General features: G+C 57.4%; 21 protein-coding genes. 9 read left to right on the forward strand and 12 right to left on the reverse strand.

Annotated features, from left to right (window positions below; all coding sequences use genetic code 11):
* Positions 1–3: 3 nt before the first annotated feature.
* From aspT to ACR0KM_RS04200, 7 genes are all read right to left on the reverse strand, one after another.
* On the reverse strand, positions 4–1,689 hold the full coding sequence (gene aspT / locus ACR0KM_RS04170) for an aspartate-alanine antiporter (RefSeq protein WP_480820838.1): 1,686 nt from the start codon (positions 1,687–1,689) through the stop codon (positions 4–6).
* Between the two features lie 210 nt (positions 1,690–1,899).
* Positions 1,900–2,721, reverse strand: coding sequence for an ATP-binding cassette domain-containing protein (locus ACR0KM_RS04175; RefSeq protein WP_480857762.1), 822 nt, complete (start codon positions 2,719–2,721; stop codon positions 1,900–1,902).
* Positions 2,718–3,716 (reverse strand): ABC transporter ATP-binding protein, encoded by a 999-nt coding sequence (locus ACR0KM_RS04180; protein ID WP_480820834.1) that lies wholly within the window; start codon positions 3,714–3,716, stop codon positions 2,718–2,720. Before ACR0KM_RS04180 ends, ACR0KM_RS04175 begins: the two co-directional genes overlap by 4 nt.
* Positions 3,713–4,840, reverse strand: a complete 1,128-nt coding sequence (locus tag ACR0KM_RS04185; RefSeq protein WP_480857764.1) for an ABC transporter permease — start codon at positions 4,838–4,840, stop codon at positions 3,713–3,715. Before ACR0KM_RS04185 ends, ACR0KM_RS04180 begins: the two co-directional genes overlap by 4 nt.
* A gap of 4 nt (positions 4,841–4,844) precedes the next feature.
* Positions 4,845–5,849 (reverse strand): ABC transporter permease, encoded by a 1,005-nt coding sequence (locus ACR0KM_RS04190; protein WP_480820830.1) that lies wholly within the window; start codon positions 5,847–5,849, stop codon positions 4,845–4,847.
* Between the two features lie 67 nt (positions 5,850–5,916).
* Complete coding sequence (locus ACR0KM_RS04195) at positions 5,917–7,956, reverse strand: ABC transporter substrate-binding protein (RefSeq protein ID WP_480857766.1); 2,040 nt, start codon at positions 7,954–7,956, stop codon at positions 5,917–5,919.
* A 483-nt stretch (positions 7,957–8,439) separates the two neighbouring features.
* On the reverse strand, positions 8,440–9,969 hold the full coding sequence (locus tag ACR0KM_RS04200; RefSeq protein WP_480857768.1) for a sulfatase-like hydrolase/transferase: 1,530 nt from the start codon (positions 9,967–9,969) through the stop codon (positions 8,440–8,442).
* A gap of 185 nt (positions 9,970–10,154) precedes the next feature.
* Between ACR0KM_RS04200 and ACR0KM_RS04205 the strand changes: the two genes are divergently transcribed.
* The 4 genes from ACR0KM_RS04205 to ACR0KM_RS04220 all read left to right on the forward strand — a co-directional run bounded on the left by ACR0KM_RS04205 (position 10,155) and on the right by ACR0KM_RS04220 (position 14,074).
* On the forward strand, positions 10,155–11,279 hold the full coding sequence (locus ACR0KM_RS04205) for an MlaE family lipid ABC transporter permease subunit (RefSeq protein ID WP_480820823.1): 1,125 nt from the start codon (positions 10,155–10,157) through the stop codon (positions 11,277–11,279).
* A gap of 1 nt (position 11,280) precedes the next feature.
* Entirely contained in the window at positions 11,281–12,096 is an 816-nt protein-coding gene (locus tag ACR0KM_RS04210; RefSeq protein ID WP_480820821.1) for an ABC transporter ATP-binding protein, read from the forward strand.
* Between the two features lie 5 nt (positions 12,097–12,101).
* Positions 12,102–13,418 carry an MlaD family protein gene (locus ACR0KM_RS04215; protein WP_480857770.1) on the forward strand — a complete coding sequence of 439 codons (1,317 nt, stop codon included), beginning with the start codon at positions 12,102–12,104 and terminating at the stop codon, positions 13,416–13,418.
* 101 nt (positions 13,419–13,519) lie between these two features.
* The gene (locus ACR0KM_RS04220; protein ID WP_480820817.1) at positions 13,520–14,074 is read left to right on the forward strand and encodes an ABC-type transport auxiliary lipoprotein family protein; all 555 of its coding nucleotides are present in this window, start codon (positions 13,520–13,522) and stop codon (positions 14,072–14,074) included.
* A 6-nt stretch (positions 14,075–14,080) separates the two neighbouring features.
* Here ACR0KM_RS04220 and ACR0KM_RS04225 read toward each other — a convergent pair whose 3' ends face one another.
* On the reverse strand, positions 14,081–15,661 hold the full coding sequence (locus ACR0KM_RS04225) for an FMN-binding glutamate synthase family protein (protein WP_480857772.1): 1,581 nt from the start codon (positions 15,659–15,661) through the stop codon (positions 14,081–14,083).
* A 191-nt stretch (positions 15,662–15,852) separates the two neighbouring features.
* Between ACR0KM_RS04225 and ACR0KM_RS04230 the strand changes: the two genes are divergently transcribed.
* Together ACR0KM_RS04230 and ACR0KM_RS04235 are read left to right on the forward strand one after the other, a co-directional pair.
* A complete protein-coding gene (locus ACR0KM_RS04230) occupies positions 15,853–16,260 on the forward strand; it encodes a fluoride efflux transporter FluC (protein WP_480857773.1) in 408 nt (135 codons plus the stop codon).
* Positions 16,257–16,619: a fluoride efflux transporter FluC gene (locus ACR0KM_RS04235; RefSeq protein WP_480857776.1), complete on the forward strand. Its 363-nt coding sequence runs from the start codon at positions 16,257–16,259 to the stop codon at positions 16,617–16,619. The genes ACR0KM_RS04230 and ACR0KM_RS04235 overlap by 4 nt, the downstream gene beginning before the upstream one ends.
* A gap of 100 nt (positions 16,620–16,719) precedes the next feature.
* On the opposite strand, the gene ACR0KM_RS04240 is transcribed toward ACR0KM_RS04235, so the two are convergent.
* The 4 genes from ACR0KM_RS04240 to ACR0KM_RS04255 are packed head-to-tail and all read right to left on the reverse strand — an operon-like array spanning position 16,720 to position 20,771.
* Positions 16,720–17,046, reverse strand: coding sequence for a cytochrome o ubiquinol oxidase subunit IV (locus tag ACR0KM_RS04240; RefSeq protein WP_480820809.1), 327 nt, complete (start codon positions 17,044–17,046; stop codon positions 16,720–16,722).
* Positions 17,039–17,671 carry a cytochrome c oxidase subunit 3 gene (locus ACR0KM_RS04245; protein WP_480857778.1) on the reverse strand — a complete coding sequence of 211 codons (633 nt, stop codon included), beginning with the start codon at positions 17,669–17,671 and terminating at the stop codon, positions 17,039–17,041. Before ACR0KM_RS04245 ends, ACR0KM_RS04240 begins: the two co-directional genes overlap by 8 nt.
* A complete protein-coding gene (locus tag ACR0KM_RS04250; protein ID WP_480857780.1) occupies positions 17,668–19,758 on the reverse strand; it encodes a cbb3-type cytochrome c oxidase subunit I in 2,091 nt (696 codons plus the stop codon). The genes ACR0KM_RS04245 and ACR0KM_RS04250 overlap by 4 nt, the downstream gene beginning before the upstream one ends.
* A complete protein-coding gene (locus ACR0KM_RS04255; protein WP_480857782.1) occupies positions 19,755–20,771 on the reverse strand; it encodes a cytochrome ubiquinol oxidase subunit II family protein in 1,017 nt (338 codons plus the stop codon). Before ACR0KM_RS04255 ends, ACR0KM_RS04250 begins: the two co-directional genes overlap by 4 nt.
* A 69-nt stretch (positions 20,772–20,840) precedes the next feature.
* Between ACR0KM_RS04255 and ACR0KM_RS04260 the strand changes: the two genes are divergently transcribed.
* The 3 genes from ACR0KM_RS04260 to oppB all read left to right on the forward strand — a co-directional run bounded on the left by ACR0KM_RS04260 (position 20,841) and on the right by oppB (position 25,072).
* Positions 20,841–22,070: a lytic murein transglycosylase gene (locus ACR0KM_RS04260; RefSeq protein WP_480857784.1), complete on the forward strand. Its 1,230-nt coding sequence runs from the start codon at positions 20,841–20,843 to the stop codon at positions 22,068–22,070.
* Between the two features lie 383 nt (positions 22,071–22,453).
* Positions 22,454–24,082: a peptide ABC transporter substrate-binding protein gene (locus ACR0KM_RS04265; protein WP_480857786.1), complete on the forward strand. Its 1,629-nt coding sequence runs from the start codon at positions 22,454–22,456 to the stop codon at positions 24,080–24,082.
* 66 nt (positions 24,083–24,148) lie between these two features.
* Positions 24,149–25,072, forward strand: a complete 924-nt coding sequence (oppB, locus tag ACR0KM_RS04270) for an oligopeptide ABC transporter permease OppB (protein ID WP_480820797.1) — start codon at positions 24,149–24,151, stop codon at positions 25,070–25,072.
* The last annotated feature ends 1 nt before the right edge of the window (position 25,073 follow it).

A 25,073-nucleotide genomic window follows, 5' to 3' on the forward strand; every position in this document is an offset into this window, starting at 1 on the left:
AAATCAGCTTAGGATCAAGACGACGACCATCCCGAAGATGGTCAGCAATGTGTTGCCGATGGCATAGGGCATGCCATAGCCAAGCGCGGGAATGCGGCTTTGGGCAGCTTCCTGGATCATGCCCAAGGCTGCGGTGGTCGTGCGTGCCCCTGCACAGGCTCCGAACAGGATGGCGGGGTGGAACTTGAATACGTAGTGCCCGACATAAACCGAAAAGATCATTGGCAGCGACGTGGCGACGATGCCCCATAACAACAACGCGATACCAGCCTGCTGTAGGCCGGCGACAAAGCCTGGTCCCGCCGTGATCCCGATTACGGCGATGAAGACATTCAGACCCAGTGTGTTCATCAACCACAATGCAGGCCCCGGAATGCGGCCAAATGTGGGGTGCACCGTGCGCAGCCAGCCCAGCACCAGACCCGCGAGCAGCGCGCCGCCGGTCGTGGACAGGCTGATGGGGAAACCGCCGATCATGATCGCGAGTGTACCGATGATGCCACCGATGAAGATGCCCCAGCCCACAAACGCAAGATCGGTTGTGTCGACGGGTCGATCCGCATATCCGATTTTTTCAATGGCAGCCTCGACATGGCGCTTGCTGCCTTGCAGGGTCACAATATCCCCGCGATGGACTGCTGTGCCGGGCAATAGCGGAAGCTCTAACATATTGCGGGTCAGCTTGGAGACATACACGCCGCGCGCAATCGCCATCTTTCCAAGCTCTTCCAGCGTCTTGTTGTGCACCGCTTTGCTGGTGATTAGTACGTCTAGCTTTTCCGAAGGGATACTCAGCAGATCGGGCGCGTCAGCCTCTTTCAAACTGGTTTCAAGCAGGGTCACCAGATCGGCCCGACGGCCAGAGAACATGACCACATCACCCGCCTGTAATACGGTGTCGTCGTCCACCTCGATAATCTGGTCACCCCGGCGCAACCGTTCGGCATAGATGCGAACGCCGGGCATCAGCTCTTTCACCGGTTGCCCCAGAAGATCGCTGCCCTCGGGGATTTCGAACGCCCGTGCTTCGATTGCGCGATAGGCCGAAACCATGCCATCGCCTGTTTCAACCGATGCGCCGCCACCGAGTTGCACCTCATATTCCTTGCAAGCCGCGACCAGATCGACACCGATCAGGCGTGGACCGATCTTGGCCAAAATAATAGCCGAGCCGATGGTGCCGTATATGTAAGTCACCGCGTATGCGACGGGAATCTGGTTGGCATAGGTCTTGGCCTGTTCTGCCGACAAGCCCAACTGTCCAATTTGATCCGTGGCAACACCGATCGCCGCCGAGATTGTCTGAGACCCGGCATAAAGCCCTGCGGCATAACCCAGTTCCAACCCAGCGACCTTGGCGGCAATGACGGGCACTACAAGACAAAGCGCGAGGACGCTCAGGGCAAAGAACACCTCGCGCGCGCCATCCACCTTCAGGCCCCTCATGAATTGCGGACCAACGCCGTAGCCAACCGCAAAAATAAACAGAATGAAGAAGGTCGATTTGACCGCCGAGTCGATCTCGATCTGCGCCTGCCCTATCACCACGGCAGCCAACAGTGTCGCCGTTACAGTGCCAAGGCTGAAGCCCATCAGCTTCCAGGGACCGACAAGGAAACCTATACCGATCGACAGAAATACGGCCAGTTCCGGGTAGGTTTGAAGTATATTCACCAGCCAGTCGATCATATTCCACCTCATAATCATTGACCAATGAGCATAACAGGCGCGGATCGGTGACCCGGCTCAGGCGTTCGTCGTCGAACGTTCTTGCGTGCCGGCCAACTCGCCTGTGCAAATAAAGGGTGTTGCAGCAGATAAACCTGCTGCCACGATACCCCAAGTCCGGTGCTTGTCTATATTTATCTGAGTATTAGCGAGCCTGCACGCTGATGACGGTCAGACCTGCAGACGGTGATCTGGATCCAACGACGGGATCGCGGCCAATAAGCGCTTCGTGTAGTCCTGTTTGGGGGCCGCAAACAATTCGCGCGTGGGTGCCGTTTCAACGATTTTGCCATGATGCATCACAACAACGAAATCGCAGGTATGCGCAACGACGGACAGGTCGTGGCTTATGAACATGAATGTCAGGCCCAGATCATTCTGCAATGATTTGAGCAAATTCAGGATATCCGCCTGAATTGACACATCAAGCGCCGCCACACATTCATCGGCGATGACAAACCGCGGGTTACAGGCAAGCGCGCGCGCGATGGAAATCCGCTGCCTTTGTCCGCCCGAAAACGCATGCGGATAGCGACGCAGGTGCTCAAGGTTCAAGCGGCACTTGGCGGCAATCGTCCGCACGCGCTCGTCGGTTTCCTCGCGTGACTTGGTCAGACCCATGACCTCAAGCGGTTCTGCAATGATGTCGCGGACGGTCATGCGCGGGCTCAGCGCGGCATATGGATCCTGAAAAATCAGCTGCGCCCGTTTGCGATATTCTTTCAAATCCGCAGCAGAGATGCGGTTCAAATCGAACTGTTTTTCGCCGTCATCATAATGCGCGCTGCCGCTGGTGATCGGCACCGCGTTGAGCAGCGCGCGCCCCAGCGTGGTCTTACCTGAGCCCGACTCTCCAACCACGCCGACGAAGGCGCCTTTCGGTATTTCGATCGACACATTGTCGACTGCCTTGATGGATCGCCTGTTGAATATCGACCCGCCCAAAGGAAATTCGACGGACAGGTTTTCTGTTTTGATCAGGTTGTGTGTCATAGCTGGTCCGGCACGTCTTCGGGGAAAATTGCAGCGAAATGACCCGGAGCGACCTCGGTCAACGGAGGGCGCTCTGTTTCATAACGTGATCCGGGCTCAAGCTCGGGGTTTCGCGGGTGGAAGACGCACCCTTCGGGTCGTTCAAGCGGTGACGGAATATCTCCGGGAATCGGGGTCAGGGGGGCATCCAGATCGTCGAGCCGGGGCAACGCATTCAGCAAACCGCGCGTATAGGCATGCGCAGGGTGTTTGATGACCTCGCGGACCGGTCCGCTTTCCATGATCCTTCCCAGATACATCACCGCGACCCGATCCGCTGTCTGGGCGACGACGCTCAGATCATGTGTGATGAAGATGATCCCCATGCCGAACTCGGCCACAAGATCCTTCATCAGTTCAAGCACCTGCGCCTGAATGGTCACGTCCAGAGCGGTCGTAGGCTCATCAGCGATCAAAAGCTTCGGTTTGGTGGAAAGCGCCATCGCAATCATGGCGCGCTGCCGCATGCCGCCAGACAGTTCGAACGCGTATTGATCAAAGCGGGCGGCAGGTTCAACAATGCCGACTCGATCCAACATCTCGATCGACAGCTCTTTGGCTTGTTTCTTTTTCAGGTCTGTATGGATCAGCAATTGTTCGACCATCTGATGGCCAATCGTCATAGCCGGAGCGAAACTGGCCATCGGTTCCTGAAAAATCATGCTGATGGCCCCGCCCCGCACGATTTGCATGTCGCGAGGGCGGCGCAATGACATTACATCCACCTCGCCCGATTCGAGATGCAGGTTGATCCGGGATTCAGGTGCATAGACGGTATTGTTGGCGTTGAGCTTCATCAGCGACTTGGCCGTCACCGACTTGCCTGAACCGCTTTCGCCAACGAGCCCCAGCACCTCACCCGGTGAAACGGAAAAAGATACGTCATCTACGGCGGTGATCAGACCCTCGTCGGTTTTGAACTGAACGGTCAGATTTTCAACGTCGAGCAGGCTCATTTTCGGGTCTCCGAATAAGGGTCTGCCGCATCACGCAATCCATCGCCAACGAATACAAACGCCATCACCAGAGCGATGAAGAAGAACACTGGTATGAAGTACCACTGGTAGTTCAGCAAGACGTCAGCATTGGTCACATTCTGCAACATCACTCCAAGGCTATTGACCGGATCTTTCAGGCCGAGGCCAATAAAGCTGAGCGCGGTCTCGCTGAGCACCACATAGGGAAATGTAATCACCAGATCGACGATGATATAGCTTGTGAAGCTGGGCAGCAGGTGTTTGCGGATGATGTGGCTGGGGGATGCTCCGCTGAGCTGGGCGGCCAGTACATATTCCTGGTTCCGTTCGGTCAACAGGTGGGTGCGCACGCGCCTTGCCAGCGTAGGCCAGCCAACAAGTCCCAGGATCGCGGTAATGACAAAAAACCTGGTTTCTGCGGACCATTCCGGCGGGATAAAGGCAGCAATGGCCATAAACAGCGGGATTGAGGGGATGGTGCGCACGGCGTCTGTGATCATCTGGATCACGCTGTCGATCATGCCTCCATAATACCCGGCGATCCCGCCGATTGCCAAAGCCAGAACAAACGAGATCAAAACACCCAAGGTACCGACCTGCAGTGAGGTCCAGACCGCATGAAGTGTCCGGCTGAAAATATCCTTGCCGGCGGCGTCGGTCCCAAACAGGTGAATGTAACCTGTGTCAGTTCCAAACAGATGAATGTCGCCGGGGATAAAGCCGAACAGCTTGTAGGGATCGCCCTTCACGAAGAACTGGACATAGCGCCGTTCGTCTTCGTTTACCTTCTCCACCCAGCGAAAGTTCGTCGCCAAAGAGCGTTCGCGTGTGACCTCGTGCAGGAATGGGCGCAATGAGCATCCGTTCTTGTCACAGAATTGCGGGATCTGCGGTGCGCCGTTCAGATAGTCTTTGTCACGACCCGCAGCGGTGGGGTCGTAGGGCGACAAGAAAGGCGCGAAAATTCCGGACAGGATCAGTACAACCAAAACCGTGGCGGCAATCATGGCCGAGCGTTGTTTCTTGAACCGCGCCCAGATCAGTTGCCGCTGAGAAGCGGTGAAATAGGCCTCTTTCGCCTGTTGTTTTGTCATCGCGGTCATCGGTTTACCTCAGGATACTTTTGCGGACGCGCGGGTCGAGCACCGCCAGCAGAATGTCGGTGGCAAAGTTCAGGGTCACGATGGATGCGGTCAGAAGAAAGATGATCGCCCCTGCAAGTTGTTGGTCATTCGATCGGGCAAGCGCATCCAGCAGCAACGAACCCGCTTCGGTCAGTGTCAGGATCAGGGCCACAATGGGCAGTTCATTGAAAATGCGGTTCAGATCGAACCCCAGCGAATTCACGATGGGCCCAAGCGCGTGACGGGCCGGGTACCGCCAAAGAAGGCGGCGGCCATAAATGCCCCGGGCCGCTGCTGCCGTTACATAAAGCTTGCCGATCTCGTCCGACATCAGCGCGCGCACGGTTTGCAAAGCAAACGCGGTTGCGGACCAGCCGAGGATGAAAACAGGCAGCCACGCATGTTTCAGCAAATCCACGAACTTCGCCCATGACCACGGCGCGTTCTTGTATTCCGGAGAGAACAACCCGGTAAGCGTTTCGCCAAAATAGATGGTCGAAAACAGCATCACCATGAGGGCCAGCAGGAAGTTCGGCATCGCGAGCCCAAGATAGCTGACGATGCGCAGCGTGTTGTTCAGGACAGCGTTGCGTGACGCCGCCGAGATGATCCCGACCGGAATCGCAATCGCATAAGCCAGCGTCAGCGAGCCAAGGCAAATCCAAAGTGAGACCCAGAATTTGTCACCCAGCAACTGCGCGATATCGACCCGCAGGATGCAGCTATCACCAAAATCGCCACGGAAGGCACCGGCAAGCCAGCTGGCCCAACGTTCCAAAAATGGGCGATCCAGACCGAGGCGTATGCGCTCGCTTTCGATATCAGCCAGTGTAATCGCCTGCCCTTGAGTGTTCTTGTAGGCAAGGTAGCGCTCGGCACAGTCGCCCGGCACAAGCTCCATCAAAGAGAACACAATCAGCGAAACTATCACCAGAGTGATCAGTGCCATGACCGCCCGGGTCGCGGCAAATCGGGCGAATTGTAGCATGGGTATCCTTCAGAAACAGCGTGAAGACGGGCGTGACCGCCCGCCTTCGAATTGCATTATGCCGCGTTTATTCGCTCAGCGACCACTGATACGCGCGGTAAGGATAGGTGCGGTAGAATTCATAAGACGCGGTCTTGAACTCTGGCACGTTGCTCAGCTTGTTGCTGAAATAGATCGGCGATGGTGCCGCGATGATGCCGATGAAAACAAGGTTTCCGGTCTTCGCCGCAACCAGACGGTTGCCGGCATCGGCCTGTTCCTGTGACCCCGGGGCCGCAGTCTGGAACACCTCGATATCGCCCAGCATATCTTTCGCGAATTGCGGCGGCTCTGTACCGGCTGCTCCGTCGGAACTAAGCCATTCAGCCCAACCCATTGCCGGGCGCAGGCCGAAATAGTCCGAATAGGGCGGAACCCAAAGCTGGTTGTCACCCAGAGTAGTGCCCACAGGCGTACCCACAGTCCACATCAACACATCAAGCGTGTTCGCCGACTGGGCCGAGCGATATTCGTCCGGGGTCACCTCTTTGATGGTGGTGTTGACACCGGCGTCCTTCCAGTTCTGAGCAATCAGTTCGACGAGCGGGGAAGAAACCTCTTGGGTTGAGAACTGCCAATCCAGAACGAATGGATCGCCATTCGGCAGATCCCGGTTTCCATCACCATTGGCATCAACAAGTCCGATCTCGTCCAGCAAAGCGCCCGCGCGATCAGGGTCGAAAGCGATCTCGTGATTGGTCCATTTTGGATCAAGGAAATCCGGAACAGGCGAGAAGCCGACATATTGCTGCGGCGTGCCCAGACCAAAATAGACCGTCTCATTGATCTCGTCGCGGTTAATGGCAACCGACATCGCCGTGCGGAAGCGGAGGTCGTTGAAGATCTCACGAACGGCCTCATCCTCGTGCGTCAGGTTGAACGCAACAGCAGGCATCGCGATACCGGGACGCACGTCAATGCGGTAGTCGCCCGCTTCCTGTCCTTCCAGCAACACCGGCGCCGAGGGCAGGCCAACCGACTGTGCTTTGTACGTTACTTCACCGTTCAGAAGCTTCAGCACGCGGACTTCTTCGTCGCTGATGTAAACTTCGTCTTGCGTGTTGATATAGGGCAGCTGGTTCCCCGCCGTATCAACTGCAAAGAAATAGGGGTTCGCCACCAGGCTTCTGCCTTCAGCGCTTTCTTCGACAATGATATGGCTTTCCAGCGTCGGAACCGTGTGTTTAGGCAGGTTCCCAAGGCGGTCCCCCGCAGTCAGCATCGGTGAGGGCGTATCGGTCCAGTCCGAATTCCCGTAATAGGCTTTGATCAGATCGTAGCCATTTTCGTACCCCAATGCTTGCGCTTTCGCATCAGCATCTTCACTGATTTCCGGGTGGTATTGGCCCAGGAAGTGAACCGGCTGATAAGGCTGGATGTACTGCGTGGCAAAAGTCTCGATCAGGCCCGCTTTGGGCGCCTTGAGGTTGAATTGCACGGTTTGCTCGTCCAGTGCGACGACCTCCATGGGCTCGCCACCGGCCAGAGCATAGGCTTTGGCCTCAGGGATCACATTCGTGTCCATCATCAGGTTGTTGTACCAGAACACGACATCGGCCGAGGTGAACGGCGCGCCATCCGACCATTTGTGACCTTCACGCAGCGTTACCGTCAGTTGCGTAAAATCGTCGTTCCACTCGTATGACTTTGCAACATGCGGCACGATGGTTTGCAGGTCGTCGGCATAGCGGACAAGACCCGTGTGGCGGGTCGACAGAAAGTCCGAGGTTCCAGATTCGGTTGCGTTCGACAGCGCGTTGAACTGACCGCCATATTGACCAATCGCCTTATACGGCACCACCACCAGTGGTTCGCTGGGCAGCCGGTCTGCAACGGCGGGCAAGTCCCCGTTCCCTGCGATGCGCGCATTTAGATCGGCAATTGCGGGGTTTTCCGAGAAGCTCAGCTCGCAATTCGCAGCGGATTGGAACTCTGCCAGCTCATATTGTTGCGGATGTGCGCCAGCGGCAATGCCTTGTGAATCCGCAACCGTTATCGCCGGACACGCCGCAAAGGCGGCACCGGGCAGCACAATCGCTGCAACCCCGGATAGGAGAAGTCTTTTCATCTTGGAACCCTCTTGGTTTTGAGTCTTTGAAACGTCGATGCACGCCGGGCGACAGGCACCGGGCGCGATACTTGGGCTGAATTGTGGTGCGGATCGTTTGTACGCTGCGTGGAATCAACGATTGCGAAACCCGGCTGCCAAAGCCGAGCCGTGCTGCTCATTTCTATTGTCCCACCCAGCGCCAGAGTGTTGGCAAAGCTGTCGTTCACTTTGGTCTTCGTCATGATGCCCGCAAGTTCAGGTCTTTCTTCAATTCAGCAAAAGACCATAAAGATGTGACAGTTTTTTAATGTTTTTGTCACCTAAATTCTTTTCCGGTCAAAAACCCAATTATCCGGTCATTTGCCCTACATACCCGCACAGAACGGGCAACAGGCCCTATAAACGGGGCTGAAACGTCGCGTCCCAACGGCTTGTTTTGCCTGAATTTTAATCACCCTCGCTGAGAAAGCGACCGCCAAGACCCGCCTTCCGGTGGCGAATCTACGGATAGCGGGTTTGGGATCTCGGACCGTCAGCGGTGATCGAATCAAGCGACAGGGTGTGATCGGTGTTGCGCATCCGGTGACGCAGCATCTGACGGCACAAACGCGCAAGGTCCACCGCAAACTCCGGCCTTCCCGCGACATCCTCAAGCTCGCCCCGGCCCTGATGGTCAAACAGCAGCGGTGGCAGATCGGCGGCGAACTCGACCAGAGTGAACCGATCGTCCCGCAGAATCCCAAGGCACGAGTCGCTGTTACCGGTCCCCAGCCTTTGTTGCCAAAGCGTCGGGGCCTCGGGCTCTGAGAAATCCAGCTCGCTGAATGTATAGCTGCGCCAATCTGACGGCGTTTCTCCACGCACCAGCGGCAGCAGCGACCGGCCATCCATCGAATTGGGCGCGGTCTGCCCCACCCAATCCAGAATCGTGGGTGAGATATCGATGGACTCGGTTGGATCAGAGACCTCCCTACCCGCCCCATGCCCGGGCACGCGGATCATCAGTGGAGTTTTGTAGGCGGCCTCATAAACCGACATCTTGCCCCATGAATGCCGGTCGCCCAGCATTTCACCATGATCCGCAGTGATTACTACAAGGGTTTTGTCGTAAAGGCCGCTGTCTTTCAGGTACTGAATAACCCGTCCGATATGATGATCCACCTCGGTCGCCAGTCCCAGATAGATTGCGCGCAGGGTCTGCAGGTTCTCTTCGGTGGGCGCGACCTCATCAAATCCAAGAACGGCGTTTTTCAGATGGCTCTTGTCAATCAAGGGGCCAAAGAACGGATGTACCGCGCGCTCGGCCTCTTCCGAGGGCAAGGTCTCGGGCAGCGGCAGCTTGGCGGGGTCATACATCCGGTTATAGGGCGCGGGCGCGACCAGAGGCGGGTGTGGCCGGATATAAGTCAGATGAGCGAACCAATCCGCCTGATGATATGCCGCAATGCTCTGCAGAAAGCGGTCAGTCAGGAAAGCGGTGTCGCTGTCCTCGGCCCGATACAGCGCGGGGTCGTCCAGTTTGGGCGCTCTGCCGTCGGGCGAGACGGGTTTGTAGACATCAAAATAGTCTTCGAATTCATAGCCCTGCTGCAGCAGATGCGCGCGCCAAGGATATGATTCCTCGAGCCGCATTTCGAGGATTTCGTGAAAGCCATTCATCGGCTGTTCATAGCTTTTTGCAGCAGGGTCGTTGGGGTGATGGGCGCGCGGGTCGGCGGAAGTATCGGTATAGCCGTAGAGCATGGGCAGATACCCGGCCTTGCGCATCTCGGTCGCGATATTGGGCGTATCCTGCCGCATCGGCGTACCATTGCGGATCGACCGGTGATTCATCGCATAGCGCCCCGTCAGCATCGAGGCACGGGACGGGCCACAGGGGTTGGTGACCGAGAAATGCCGGTCGAACGTGGTCGCCTCGGCCATGAAAGCGCGAAGGTTGGGCATGTCCACGTGATCGGCCAGCGCACCGCTTAGACAATCTGCGCGCAGTTGATCGATGGTGATGAACAGAACATTCCCGGCCTGAGCCATTGCGTCCTCCGCTGATCCAGTGATTTGCGGCGGACTGTGTCCGGCTTTAGCGCGCCGCGCAACCGGTTTCAGCCCCCCACAGCACCGGAAGCCGCTGTAACACCATCGCAATTGCTCGCCGCGAAATCCCGGCCCGGTTGCACAAACCCGTTGCAGCCGCGCCCGGTTTCACATCACATACCGCTATGACTCGGCCCACGATCACCTCTGACACCGACGCAACCGGCGTTTGCATTCGGATTTCGGGTGACCTGCGCACGCAGCAACTGGACACAGTCGAGCGTGACTTTGCCGCCATCCGGCCCGACGGTCAGGACATTACCGTGGATATGTCCCAGCTACAGGCGCTGGATACGGGCGGCGCCTGGATGGTCGCCAGTCTGGTGCAACGCTTGAGTACGATGGGGGCACAAGTGCGGTTCGAAGGGTTGGCGCCCGCGCATTCATCGCTCATCGAAACGGTATCGCACAATATCCCCGAGAAACTGGGCGATCAGGCCCCGCCCCGCGGGTTCTTGAACTGGGTAAGCCGGATCGGAGAGCGTACGGCGGGCGCGTGGCAGGACACGCTGTCGATCCTTGGCTTTCTGGGCCTGACGCTGCACCGTCTGGTGCGCACACTGATCATGCCCTGGCGGCTGCGCCGTGCCGCACTGGTGTCACAGATGGAGCAGGTCGGCTTCAAAGCGCTGCCCATCGTGATGCTGATGGGCTTTCTGATCGGTGTGGTTCTTGCCTTTCAGGGCGCGACCCAGCTGAAACAGTTCGGCGCCGAGATTTTCGTGGTCGAGCTGATCTCGATCTCGATCCTGCGCGAGTTGGGTGTTCTTTTGACCGCAATTATCGTTGCAGGCCGATCAGGATCGGCCTTCACCGCCTCAATCGGTTCAATGAAGGTGCAGGAAGAAATTGATGCGATGCGCACGCTGGGCCTCGACCCGATCGAGGTGTTGGTTATCCCGCGCGTTCTGGCGCTGTTGATCATGCTGCCAATCCTTGGGTTTGTGGCAGATATCGCGGGCCTGATCGGCGGCGCATTGATGAGCTGGATCGATCTGGGCGTCAGCCCTGGTATGTTCCTGACGCGGCTGAAGGAAAACACGGGTGTCTGGCAGCTGGCCATTGGCCTGATCAAGGCCCCGTTCTTTGCACTGGTAATTGGCACGATTGCCTGCTGGCAGGCGATGCAGGTCAAGGGCTCGTCCGAAAGCGTGGGCCAACGCACCACCGCCTCGGTCGTGCAATCGATCTTCATGGTCATCGCCATCGACGCGCTGTTTTCGATCTTCTTCTCGGAACTGGGGGTCTGAGATGGACGGCACCGCCCTGCAGGATCAACCCCAAAGCGATACCCAGCGCGAAGCGGTCATCCGCGTGCGCAACCTGACCAACCAGTTCGGTGAGCAGGTGGTGCATGACAACCTGAGCCTCGACGTCTGGCGCGGCGAGGTTTTGGGCGTGGTGGGCGGTTCGGGCACGGGAAAATCGGTGCTGTTGCGCACCATTGTCGGGCTGAACAAACCCAAGGCGGGCAGCATCGAGGTTCTGGGCGTCGACGTCCTGAACGGCCCCGAGGCCGACCGCCAGCGGATTGAGAGAAGCTGGGGCGTGGCGTTTCAGGACGGCGCGCTGTTTTCATCGCTGACCGTGCTGCAGAATGTGATGGCCCCGCTGCGCGAACATACCGGCATCAGCGAAAGCCTGATGGCGGCACTTGGGGGCCTCAAGATCAGCCTTGTGGGTCTGCCGCAGCTGAGTTGCAGCAAGTTCCCCTCGGAACTGTCGGGCGGGATGCGCAAGCGCGCGGCGCTGGCGCGCGCCTTGTCGCTGGACCCCGAGATCGTGTTTTTGGACGAACCCACCGCCGGGTTGGACCCCATCGGGGCCGCCGCCTATGATGACCTGATCGGAGAGTTGCAGCAGGCATTAGGTCTGACTGTGTTCATGGTCACGCATGATCTGGACAGTCTGTATGCGATTTGCGACCGCATCGCGGTACTTGCGGAAAAACGCGTGCTGGTTGAAGGTCCGATTGAAGACATGACCAAAGTCGATCATCCTTGGGTTCAGGAATATTTCACAGGCCCCCGCGCGCGCGCCGCGCAAGAGAAGGGGCAGGACAGGTAGAGGCCATGGAGACCCGAGCGAATTATATCCTGATCGGTGCGTTCACCCTTGCCGGTATTCTGGGGGCCTTCGGCTTTTTCCTATGGCTCGCGAAGTTCGAGGTCACGCGGCAATACTCCTATTATGATGTGCTGTTCGACAACGTCTCGGGCCTGTCCGCTGCCGGGGGCGTGAACTATAACGGCCTGCCCGTGGGTCAGGTGATATCGTTGCAACTGGACGACGATGATCCGTCCAAAGTCCGTGTGCGCCTTGAGGTGGATGCCGATATCCCGGTGACGAAGGAAACCATCGCGCAGTTGCAATCACTGGGTGTGACGGGCGTGGCTTATGTCGAGCTGTCGGGCGGATCCCCAACAGCCGAAAGGTTGCCGCAAAACAGCGTTATCCAAAGCCAGCGCAGCTCGATCCAGTCCCTGCTGGAAGGTGCGCCCAAGGTTCTGGACAAGGCGTTGACCTTGCTTGAAGACCTGAATTCTGTCGTGGACGAAAAGAACCGCAATGCTGTGTCCGAGATTCTCGACAACCTGGCCTCAGCCTCGGGGCGGTTGGACAAGACGCTGTCGGACTTCGAAAGCCTGTCGAGCGATCTTGGCGGCGCGGCCAAGGAAATCGGGGAATTTACCAAACGCCTGGATTCGCTGGCCGACACTGCCGAGACAACGCTGACCACCGGCACGGACACGCTGAACAGCATCAAGGACGCGTCGGAATCCGCAAAGACCGCGTTGGAGACAGCCAACGGCACCCTGCAAACCGCGCAGACCGTGATGGCCGACGATATCCGACCCTTTATCGAACGAGGCTCGCGGTTGGCCGATCACCTGATTGTCTTGTCCGAAGAAGGCAGCATCACCCTGGGCACGGTGACAGAAACCTTTGCAAATGCGAACACGACACTTGGTTCGATCAATTCCGCCATGGACACCGCCAAGGCAGCGCTTGCTTCGGCCGAACGCGCGTTTGACTCGGCCAACCGGGTGATGGACGAAGATATCGCCTCGGTTGCGGCGGATGTGCGAAAGGCCGCAAATCAGGTGGCTGCCACCGTGTCGAACATCACCGAGAAGATCGACAACATCTCGGACGATATTCTCAGCGCCTCGAAATCCGCTTCGGACCTGCTGGGGACAATCGACGGGATCGTGCAGGACAATCGGCGTCAGGTCTCAGACTTTCTGCGGGTGGGCCTACCACAATTTGTCCGCTTCATCGAAGAATCCCAACGTCTGGTCATAAGCCTCGACCGCCTCGTCGATAAAGTCGAACGCGACCCGGCGCGCTTCTTGTTGGGCACCCAAGCATCGGAGTTTCGTCAATAATGATACGGCCCCTTATTTTTACTCTGGCCTTGGCCGCGCTGGTGGGTTGCACTGGTTTGGGTACTTTGCGGCAAGCGTCAAAACCCAACGACCTGTATCTCTTGACGCCCAAAAGCACCTTCTCGTCTTCGCTGCCGAGCATCCAGAAGCAAATCGTCGTCCAAGAACCCACAGCAACCGCCGCCGTCAACACCGACCAGATCGCTATTCAACCCACATTGCTGCAGGTCCAATACCTGCCACGGGCGCGCTGGGTAGATCGGGCGCCGTTGATTGTGCAGGCTCTGATGGTGGAAAGCTACGAGAACTCGGGGAAAGTCGCCGCGGTTGGTCGTTCGACTGTTGGCCTGCGTGCAGACTATGTCATCGCCCCTGACCTGCGAGAGTTTCAGGGCATCGTGATCAGCGAAACTGAAGACGCGACGTCGGTGCGCATTGAAGTGCGCATTAACATCAAGATTATTGACGAGTACGACGACAAGATTATCGCGTCCAGTTCATTCCAGGAGAACGTGTTGGCAGCCAGCGATCAGACCTCTGATCTGGTTGATGCGTTCGATATCGCGCTTGGCAGAACCATGCGCGATGCCGTCGAATGGAGTATCCGCAGGATCAACACGCATGTGCAGAACAATCCGCGATCTAATCCGCGTTAAACAAGGCTAAAAGTGGCGCGCTGAAGCGGCATGCCAGTCAGATGCGAACTCTGCCGGGATCGTTTCGCCCAACAAAGCGCCGTCATCCAGCAAGCTGTACAATTCGGCGTAACTCCGCTCTCGCTCATCCGCCGTCCGGCGGCGGATATCCGCGGGCGTCAGCTCTGACACGTGTTCTTTGCCCATCGCGCCCAGAATTTCGCGGAAGCTTTCGAGTGTCGCATCATGGAACCTATGCACGCGCTGACGTTTCTGCGGTACATTCACTGCCCGGCCCCGGATCGGATCCTGCGTCGCGACGCCGGACGGGCAGCGGTTGGTGTTGCAATGCAGTGCCTGAATACAACCCACGGCAAACATCATGGCCCGCGCTGCGTTGCAGATATCAGCCCCCAGCGCGAACTTCTCGACCATATCAAACCCGGTTGCGACCTTGCCCGAGCAAATGATGCGGACCTTGTCGCGCACTCCAATTCCCCGCAAACAGTTGTTCACGAATATCAGGGCCTCGTTCAACGGCATGCCCAGGCGGTTGGTGAACTCGACTGGTGCTGCACCGGTGCCACCCTCTGCGCCGTCGATGGTAATGAAATCAGGCAGAATACCGGTTTCTAACATGGCTTTGCAGATCGCCATGAATTCGGTCGGGTTGCCAATGCACAGCTTGAAACCGATGGGTTTGCCACCGGACATCTCGCGCAGGTGTTGCACGAACTCCATCAGCCCCGTCGGACCGTCGAAAGCCGAATGGGTCGGCGGAGAGATAACGTCCTGATGCAGCGGAACCCCCCGTATTTCGGCAATTTCCGCGTCAACCTTTGCAGCGGGCAATACCCCGCCATGCGACGGTTTTGCACCCTGAGACAGCTTGATCTCTATCGCTTTCACAACGTCTTTTTGGGCTTTTTCGGCGAACTTGTCTTTATCAAACCCCCCGTCCGGGGTGCGGCAACCAAAATAGCCAGTACCGATCTGCCAGATGATGTCCCCGCCCTCTGCCAGATGATGGGGTGACAAACCGCCCTCGCCCGTATTGTGCGCAAAGCCACCGTCCTTGGCGCCTCCGTTCAGCGCCCGGATCGCGTTCGCGCTGAGGGCCCCGAAACTCATGGCCGAGACGTTCAGGCGCGAAGCGTTATAGGGTTTATCGCACTGCGGCCCGCCCAGGATCACCCGCTCTTCGCTTTCGGCGACATGCTTGGGTGCAAGCGAATGGTTGGCCCGATGGTATCCGACGGTGTTGATGTCGTACTGCGTGCCAAAAGCCTGAGTGTCGACCTGCCCTTTGGCGCGAGAATAGACAAGGCTGCGGATAATGCGATTGTAAGGCCGCCCGCTTTCATTCGTTTCCACGAAATACTGTCGAATTTCGGGGCTGACGAACTCCAGCATATATCGAAAATGCCCCAGAACCGGATAGTTGTTGAGCACGTTATGCTTGGTTGTCAGCATATCGTAGAGGCCGATCACCGCATATGGAACAAGAATAACCAGCAGCCAGTAGGCGGGTGGCCAGAAATAGCCCCACAGCAAGGTCAACGGCAGGCAGACATAGCTGAGGATGTAGTAGAGCCTGCGAACAATCATATAAGATCTCCCTTGGGTTAGGCCTGCGGGGCGTGGCCTTTTTGTTCATGACGACCGTGGATCAGATTGACCATTCTGTGCAAGCCCTTGTGCGGCTGTCATCTGTCACGAATGCTTCACCACGGTTGCTTGAAGCATATTGGCGCAATCTGTATGCCAGATGAACAGAGGTGAATTCAGGATCAACCGCAGTGTCACGACCAGACTCGCAACTTAGGCATCGGGCCGTGATGTATCTGGCGGTTTTTGTCGGCGGCGCGGCAGGATCGCTGCTGCGCGAGGCCTTTGCGCTGGAAATTCCCGGGGCCCCTTTTTTAACTGCGACCTTTGGCATCAATATTGCGGCCTGTTTCATCCTCGGTTGGCTTTATGCAATACGTCATCATATCCATGCCCATGTTTTGCATCTGGGGGCGATTGGCTTTTGTGGCGGATTGTCCACCTTTTCTTCCTTCGTGGCCGAGTTGGATCGGATTGCCGAAAAAAGCTATGCGCTTGTGTTCAGCGCATCCGCGTTAGAGATTGTCTTTGGCTTGGGTGCCGCCATTGCAGGCGAGGCCCTGGGTCGCCGCTTCGCGCCATCTGAGACAGCAGAATGACTGGGTTATATCTACACGCTGTGTTTGCATTGGGCGGAGGGTTAGGTGCCGTGCTGCGCCACTGGCTGGCGGTGCGATTGGAGCACGATCTGCCGTTTTCAACATTGCTCGTGAATGTGCTGGGCAGCCTGTTGCTTGGCCTTTGGATCGGTTATTTGGGTGGCCTGGTGGAGATGGGCGAAGAACAAAAACGCTTGGTGTTTGGCTTCTGCGGTGGTTTCACGACCTTCTCAAGCTTTGCCTATCAGACCCTCGGGTTGCATCGTGAACGCACCATCGCGCTGGCGGCCGGAAACATCGCGCTGAGCCTGTTTCTTTGCTGGGTCGCGCTATGGCTTGGTCTATTCTTGACGAGTTGACATCGGGGTATCACGCCTAAGGCTTCGATTTTGATCTTGTCAGGGCCGAGCGACGACCTTTTGGCTTTCCCAGTAACCGTCTTTAGCCAAGCGCGCTGTGCTACATCATATGGGTGTGCATTCGAATGGCCAGGTTGCCAAGAATCCAGACCGTGCCGCCGATGATGATCAGCAAGACAAGGGTTGAAAACAGGATCAGGTCCAGATCTTCGCGACTGCTGCGGCGGCGGTCGATATGCAGGAAATAGACCAGTTGCACGACCAGTTGCGCTAAGCCCAGCAGGCCAATCGTCAGGTACACCCCGGGCGTTTCGATGCCGAACCGGTATGCGATGACAAACACGACAAGTGTAAGCAGCAGCGAGCCGCCATAGCCGATCACATAGCGCCGCCGCTCGCGGCGATGGAGTTCGGTTCGGTTATCCATATGCCAGCCCTCCGAAATACACGACGGTGATGATGCCGATCCAGATCAGATCGAGGAAGTGCCAGAACAACGCCAGTCTTACGGCACGCGAGATTACCAGATCGGTCATCCCCATCACGCGCAGCTGGATGCCCAACACGACCAGCCAGATGCACCCTGCCGCGACATGCAGCCCGTGCAGAGGCACAAGGCCATAAAAAGCCGACAAAAAACCGCTGCGTTGGGGGACACCCCCTTGCGCAGCCATGTTCATGAAGTCGCGAATTTCCAGTACCAGAAAGCTGAGCCCAAGTACCAAAGTCACCCCGAACCAAAGCACCACACGTGCCCGTGGCAGATTGTACTTCAATGCCAGCATCGCCAAACCGACCGTCAGGCTGCTTGTGAGCAAGATCAGGGTTTGGGCGAAAATACTCTTCAGATCAAACAGTTCATGTGGTCCTGGCCCGCCCGCCTGCGCGTCGATCATCGTGATGTAGATTGCGAACATCAGGCCGAAATAGACCAGATCACTCATCAGAAAGACCCAAAATCCGAAGGTGACAACTTCGGAGGCCTTGTGCGCGCTGGCGTGATCTTCTCCGAGGTTGATGCCGGGATAGCTGTGCTTGGGTGTGCCGGTCATGTCGAGGCCTCCATATCCGGACGCGCAAGGCCATGGTTTTCGGGCGCGGTTTCAAAGTCGCGGTCCACTGCCTGCGTGATATGGACCAGAGATAACCAGGCTTCGTGCTCTTTGCGGACCTCTTCGGCGGGGATGATGATTTCGGTGCTGGTATCGAAGCTCCAGACGATGAAGGCCAGAAGCATCGCGATCGTTACCAACGCGGCCAGCCACCATATCCACCAGACCAGTGCAAACATCCAGATGCCGCTGAGCACACAAAGGATAAAGCCAATGCCGGTGTTGCGGGGCATTTCGATATCCTCATACGCGTCGGGTTCGGGATAGGCCTGACCCCGTTCCTTGGCAGCAGCAAAGTCATCGCGGTCGGTCACTTGCGGGATGACAGCGAAATTATAGGGCGGCGGCGGCGACGGAATTGACCATTCCAGAGTGCGTCCATCCCATGGATCACCGACCGGCGCGCGGGCTTGTTCGCGATCGCGGATGCTGACCCAAAGCTGGATCAGCACCGAGAACAGGCCGCAGGTGATCACCACCGCGCCAATCACGGCGGTGATCATATAGGGATGAAAACTAGGGTGTTCCCAACTGAATGACCGGCGCGGCATTCCCATCAGCCCAACGAAGTAAAGCGGCATGAAAGTCAGCAGGAAGCCAACGGTCCAGCAAAAGACCGATACACGGCCCCAGAACTCGTTCAGGCGGAACCCGAAAGCCTTGGGGAACCAGTAGTTATACGCGGCAAGCAAGCCGAACAGTACGCCGGGCAGCAGAGCGTTGTGAAAGTGCGCGACCAGAAACAACGTGTTGTGAACCTGATAATCGACAGTCGGGTTGGCAAGGATGACGCCGCTTAGCCCGCCGATTACAAAAAGCATCAGAAACGCCAGACCGTATAGCATGGGAACCGAGAACCGGATGCGGCCTCGATAAAGCGTGGCCATCCAGTCATAAACCTTCACCCCGGTTGGGATCGCGATTAACATCGTGGCAATACCAAAAACCGCATTTATCAGTGCGCTTTGACCCATCGTGAAGAAATGGTGCAGCCAAACCGTGAAGGACATGATGGCGATCGACATAGTCGCGATGACCAGCGAGTTATAGCCATAGAGCCGCTTGGCCGAGAAGGTCGCAAAAACCTCGGAATAAATGCCGTAGGCGGGCAGGACCAGCAGATAAACCTCGGGGTGGCCGAACAGCCAGAACAGGTTGGCATAGTTCATCATGTTGCCGCCAAGGTCATTGGTGAAGAAGTGGAAATCCAGATACCGGTCGGCGGCTAGCAGCAGTGCGGCGACACCCAGAGGAGGCATGGCAAAGATGATCAGGATCGAACTGCAGATGATCGTCCAGCAATACATCGGCAGCCGCATGAACTTCATCCCCGGCGCGCGTAGCTTATAGATCGTGACGGCAAAGTTGATGCCCGTCAGCGTGGTGCCGACGCCAGAAACAACAATGGCCCAAATCCAGTAATCGGGTCCAACGCCCGGATTGAATGCAGCCCCGGTGTAGGGCGGATAGGCTGTCCATCCACCGGTCGAGAACTCTCCGACCACCAGCGAGACCATCAACATCATGCCCGAGGATACGGTCAGTCCTAGCCCTATCTGGTTCATTACGGGAAAGGCCACATCTCGCGCGCCGATCATCAGCGGGATCACATAATTGGCGACCCCAAAGACGAAGGGTACTGCGACGAAGAACACCATGATCGTGCCATGGGTGCTGAACAGCTCGGCAAAGTGTTCGGCTTCCAGGAAACCGTCCCCCGGCCCGGCAGCCTGTTGGGCGCGCATGACGACCCCCTCCAGGACACCGCGTGCCAGCATGACAATGGCAAAAACGATGTACATGATCCCGATCTTTTTGTGATCGACGCTGGTGAGCCAGTCGCGCCAAAGCGGCCCCCACAGGCGGAACCACGTCAGCACTCCCACCACAGTGATAACCCCGATGATGACAATCCCTGCGGCGGCATTGGCCACAATCTCATTCGCGTTCGGAGTCTGGATCAGGCCGACAACAGGAAATGCGTCCCAATTCAGACGGCCAAGGAACCCGGTCTCGGCTGATGTCATTGCTGCACCTCCTGCCCGAATGTGGCCGTCCCGGGCTGCAGGTCTCGGGGCAGAGCCCTTCCGCCGTGATAACGGTGCAGGATTGACTGGAAGATATCCTTATCATCCAGGGTAAAATAGAGCGCATTGAGCGGCATAAGCGGCGTACCTAGCGCTGCCTGGACTTCATCCCGATCAGTACGCATGGCGAGGATGCGATAGGTATCTTCGGTCAATGGTATGCCGTTGGCCCGAACGCTGGTGACCCAGGCATCGAAATCCTGCGGGTTCATCGCTTGTGTCAAGAATTTCTGTTTGGTGAAACCGCGCCCGTTATACTGCGTGTTTTCGCCCTGCATGGTCTTTGGCGCATCCGCCACCAGATGCAGTTTGGTGGTCATCCCCGGCATCGCATAGATCTGACCCGCCAAAGCGGGGATCATAAAGGACTGCATCACCGTATCAGTGGTCAGCGTCATCGCTATTTGCTGCTTGATCGGAATGCCCAGCTCTCCCACACTCGCGATGCCGAGCTCGGGGTAAATGAACAGCCATTTCCAATCCAATCCTACCACTTGCACCTGCAGGGCGGGCTCTTCTCCGAACGGGGCAGCATAAGGATCAAGGCGGTGGGTGGCTTTCCACAGATAGAAGGACAGGATCGCCACGATAACAACAGGGATACCCCACATCAGAACCTCAAGCCGGGCTGAGAAATCCCAATGCGGTCTATAGGCGGCGGCTCCGCCTTTTCGGCGGCGATACCGCAGGGCGATCAGGGGGACCAGGACCAGCACCGGAACCACGGCGACCAATATCAGGGCTGTTGCACGAAACAGATGCTGTTTCTGTGCGGTTGCGATCGGGCCCTGCGGGTCCATGAAACTGTCGCTCGCCCAGGCGATTTGGCCGGACACAAGCAGCGTCGTCATAGTGGCCAGTGCGACAGCGAGTATCCGAGAAATGGTCACGCCTGCTGATCCTTTCATGACCGGGTTCTTGGCAACTATCAGCAGAGTCAGAAGATTTCTCAAGACCTTTTCCCGAAAGCTGCGCTACCCCGGCGGTTGACTTGCAGGTTCGACCGGGCGACACCGTTTGACATGCGTTCGCTTACTGCCCTCTTTTGGCTGATCATAACTGCAAGCACTGCGTTTGCGCAGGATCGGGTGGTGGTCGAACAACAGTTTCAGAACTGGCTGCAACAGGTGATTTGGCCACAGGCAAAGGCGCGCGGGGTTTCCCGTGGGACGTTTCAAAAGGCGTTCGAAGGGGTCAGTTTGAACTGGGATTTGCCCGATTTGGTGCCGCCCGGAAGCTCGAACCGAACGCCCAAAATCCAACGACAGGCTGAATTCGGCGCGCCGTCGCGTTACTTCAACGCAGGCTCGGTTCAAGGCGCCACCCATGTCGGCCGACAGATGGCCAGGCGACATGCAGATGTTTTGGCAGAGGTCGAGGCAAAAACCGGCGTGCCTTCCCACATCATACTGGCGATTTGGGGGCGCGAGAGCGGTTATGGCAAGGTTCCGATCCGCCACAGCGCGTTTCAGGTTCTGGGCACCAAGGGGTTCATGAGCACACGGGCCGATTATTTCACTTCGGAATTGATCGCGGCGCTTCAAATTGCCGAGGCCGGACATGTGCGTGTTCTCAAAAGCAGTTGGGCAGGTGCGCTTGGACAGCCTCAATTCATGCCAAGCAGTTTTCTGGAATACGCGATTGATGGGAACGCAGATGGCCGCGCTGATATCTGGGACTCAGAGGCGGATACAATTGCCTCGATTGGGAATTATCTCTGGCTGCATGGTTGGGTGAAAGGCCGCGATTGGGGATTTGAGGTCTCGGTGCCACAGGATGTCTCGTGCACGCTTGAGGGACCGGATCAAGGGCGTCCGATCCGTGATTGGGTCGCGCTGGGTATCAATCGCATCTCGGGTCGGCCCTTTCCCGATCATGAGTTAGCCGCCGAGGGCTACCTGATGTTGCCCGCGGGACGGAACGGCCCGGCGTTTATCGTGACGCCCAATTTTTATGTTTTGAAAGACTATAACACCAGTGATCTATACGCCCTGTTTGTTGGTCATGTCGGGGATCGCATTGAATATGGCGTTGGCGATTTTCGCGCCTCCTGGGGCGAGGTCAGTGGCCTGTTGCGCTCGGACATCGCCGCCATGCAACAGGTCCTCGTTCAAGGCGGGCATGATGTTGGGGGTGTCGATGGATTACCCGGTTACAAAACCCGGCGGTCGATCGGGCGCTGGCAAGAACGAACCGGTCGCACACCGACATGCTTTCCCGAGGCCGGAATGAAGGCGCAGCTGGTGCCATAGAATCGCAGGTGATTCGCCATTGGCGGGTATCCGCGCCAACGTATTCCCCTAAACCAATATGTCTCGCTTCACGAAAGTGTCATATCGACAAAGCGTTTCAAAATAATATTTCGACTGCCTTACCGGTTACGGTTTCAATCGACCTTTCAGCACACAAATACCGTCAAAACCCTTTACCTTTGACCAAAAACCGGCACCTTCCTGCGCAGTGAAAGACCACTTTCACAATTGATTTTCTGACATCCCCTGCCGCTGAGCGCCCAAGATGTGGCCTTTTGGCGATCTAGATCAAAGCGCAGCCACAGCAGATGCCGGAAACAGATCGGTAGACGAGCCCCAGCCGTATTGGCGCGGCTTCGACACCAATAAACGGGAGTAAACACATGAACAGAATGATCCGAACCTCGTTAGCGGGGCTGCTGTCCTCAACCATCATCGCCGGCGCAGCCATCGCCGCCGGGACGCACCCGGAAACCGGCGAAGCGCTGGCGGAGGACCAGACCTTTACCTACCGCATCTTGGACGAACACAGCTCGGTTGATCCGCAGGTTGTCGAAGACGTCTCGGGTGCCGAGATCGTTCGGGACCTGTTCGAAGGACTGATGAACCAGGACGAAGAAGGCAATTTGGTTCCTGGCGTTGCCACCGGTTTTGAGGTCAATGACACCAAGGACGTCTACACCTTTACCCTGCGCGACGATGCCAAGTGGTCGAACGGCGATCCGGTGACTGCGGGCGATTTCGTCTTCGCCTGGAAACGTGCCGTCGATCCCGAGCTGTCTTCGCCCTATGCATGGTTCATGGAACTGATGTCGATCGAGAACGCTGCCGAGATCATCGCAGGCAACGCATCCGTCGACGATCTGGGCGTCAAGGCCATCGACGACAAGACGCTGGAAGTCCGCCTGAGTGCCCCCCTGCCCTATTTCCCGCAGATGACCACGCACTCGACCACCTTCCCGGCCCCTCAGAAAGTGATCGAAGAGTTTGGCGACGCTTGGACCAAACCTGAAAACATCGTCTCGAACGGTGCCTATGTCCTGACCGAACATCTGCCGCAGGAACGTTCGGTGCGTGAGCGCAACGAAATGTACTGGGACAACGACAACACAATCATCGACAAGGTTGTCGCACTGGTCATCAACGACGAAAACGTCGCCCTGACCCGCTATCTGGCAGGCGAACTGGACCGCACCGAAATTCCGGCTGGACAGTATCCGCGCCTGAGCCAGGAACACCCCGAAGAAGCCATCAGCTTCCCGCGTCTGTGTAACTACTACTACACCTTCAACCTGTCCGAAGGCGGCCCCGAGGCGTTCAAGGACCCCAATGTCCGCCAAGCGCTGTCTCTGGCTGTTGACCGCGCGATCATCACCGAAAAGGTCATGGCCGGTGGTCAGCCGCAGGCTTACACTTTCGCACCCGAAGCCACTGCGGGCTTCACTGTTCCGGCGGTCGAAATGGCGTCCATGAGCCAGGCCGAGCGCGACGAACTGGCCAAGGAGCTGTTGGCCGAAGCAGGTTATGGACCCGACAATCCGCTAAGCTTCGAGATGGTCTACAACACCTCAGAAGACCACAAGAAGGTCGCCGTGGCGCTAAGCCAGATGTGGAAACAGAAGCTGGGCGTTCAGGTTGAACTGGCCAACATGGAATGGAAAGTGTTCCTGGAAGAGCGCGGCAACCAGAACTTTGAGCTGGCCCGTGGCGCATGGTGTGGCGACTATAACGAAGCCTCGACCTTCCTCGACCTGCTGCAGTCGGACTCGGGTTACAACGACGGCAAGTTCAACAACGCCCGCGTTGACGAGCTGCTGGCAGAGGCCAAAACCTCGAACGATCCCGCGCCGCTCTATACCGAGGTTGAGCGTATCATCGCACAAGAGACCCCTGTGATCCCGATCTACCATTATGCTGGTGTTTACATGATGGACAGCGATGTCGGGAACTGGCCGGTCAACAACGTCGAGCAGAACTGGTACTCGAAGAACCTGTACAAGATCGCTGAATAATCGTCTTTGAACCACGCTCTGTCCCGGGATCGCCCGGGGCAGAGCCAATAAACACGGGGGCATGAAATGCTTGCCTATAGTTTCCGGCGGCTGCTGGTCGCCATTCCCACGATCCTTTTGCTGGTCATCGCCTGTTTCTTCCTGATGCACGTCGCGCCCGGTGGGCCCTTCACCTCGGAGCGGCCTTTGCCACCGCAGGTTCTGGCCAATATCGAGGCACGCTATGGGCTGGACCAGCCGCTGTGGAAACAGCTTTGGGACTATCTGTATAATATCGTTGTGCATTTCGACTTTGGCCCGTCCTTCAAGTTCAAGGACCGGGACGTCAATGACATCATCGCGCAGGGTTTCCCGATCTCGCTGACCTATGGCTCGCTGTCGTTTCTGGTGGCCACATCCATCGGTGTCGCGCTGGGGATCGCCGCTGCGATCAAGCACAATAGCTGGATCGACTATTTCGCCGTCGGTCTGGGCATTGCCGCGCAGGCGCTGCCGAACTTCATCATGGGCCCGATCTTGATCCTGACCTTCACCCTGTGGCTGGGTTGGCTGCCGGGCGGTGGCTGGCATGGCGGCCAGTGGCAATATCTGGTCATGCCGGTTATCGCGCTGGCGACCTCGTATATGGGCTCGATCGCGCGGATCACCCGGTCGTCGATGCTCGAGGTTCTGAACTCGAACTTCATCCGCACCGCACGAGCCAAGGGTCTCCCGACCAGAACCGTGATCTGGCGTCACGCACTGAAACCGACGCTGCTGCCGGTCGTGTCCTATCTGGGGCCGGTCTTCGTCTACGTGCTGACCGGTTCTGTCTTTGTCGACATCTACTTTTCGACCGGTGGTCTGGGTCAGGCCTATGTGAACTCGGCGCTGGCGCGGGACTATGCGGTGCTGCTGGGGGTCACGATCCTCTATGGCACGCTAACCGTCATCGTGAACCTGCTGACCGACCTGGCTTATGCCTGGTTCGATCCGAAAATCCGCTACTGAG

It is taken from the genome of Ruegeria sp. G10, from assembly GCF_056533645.1.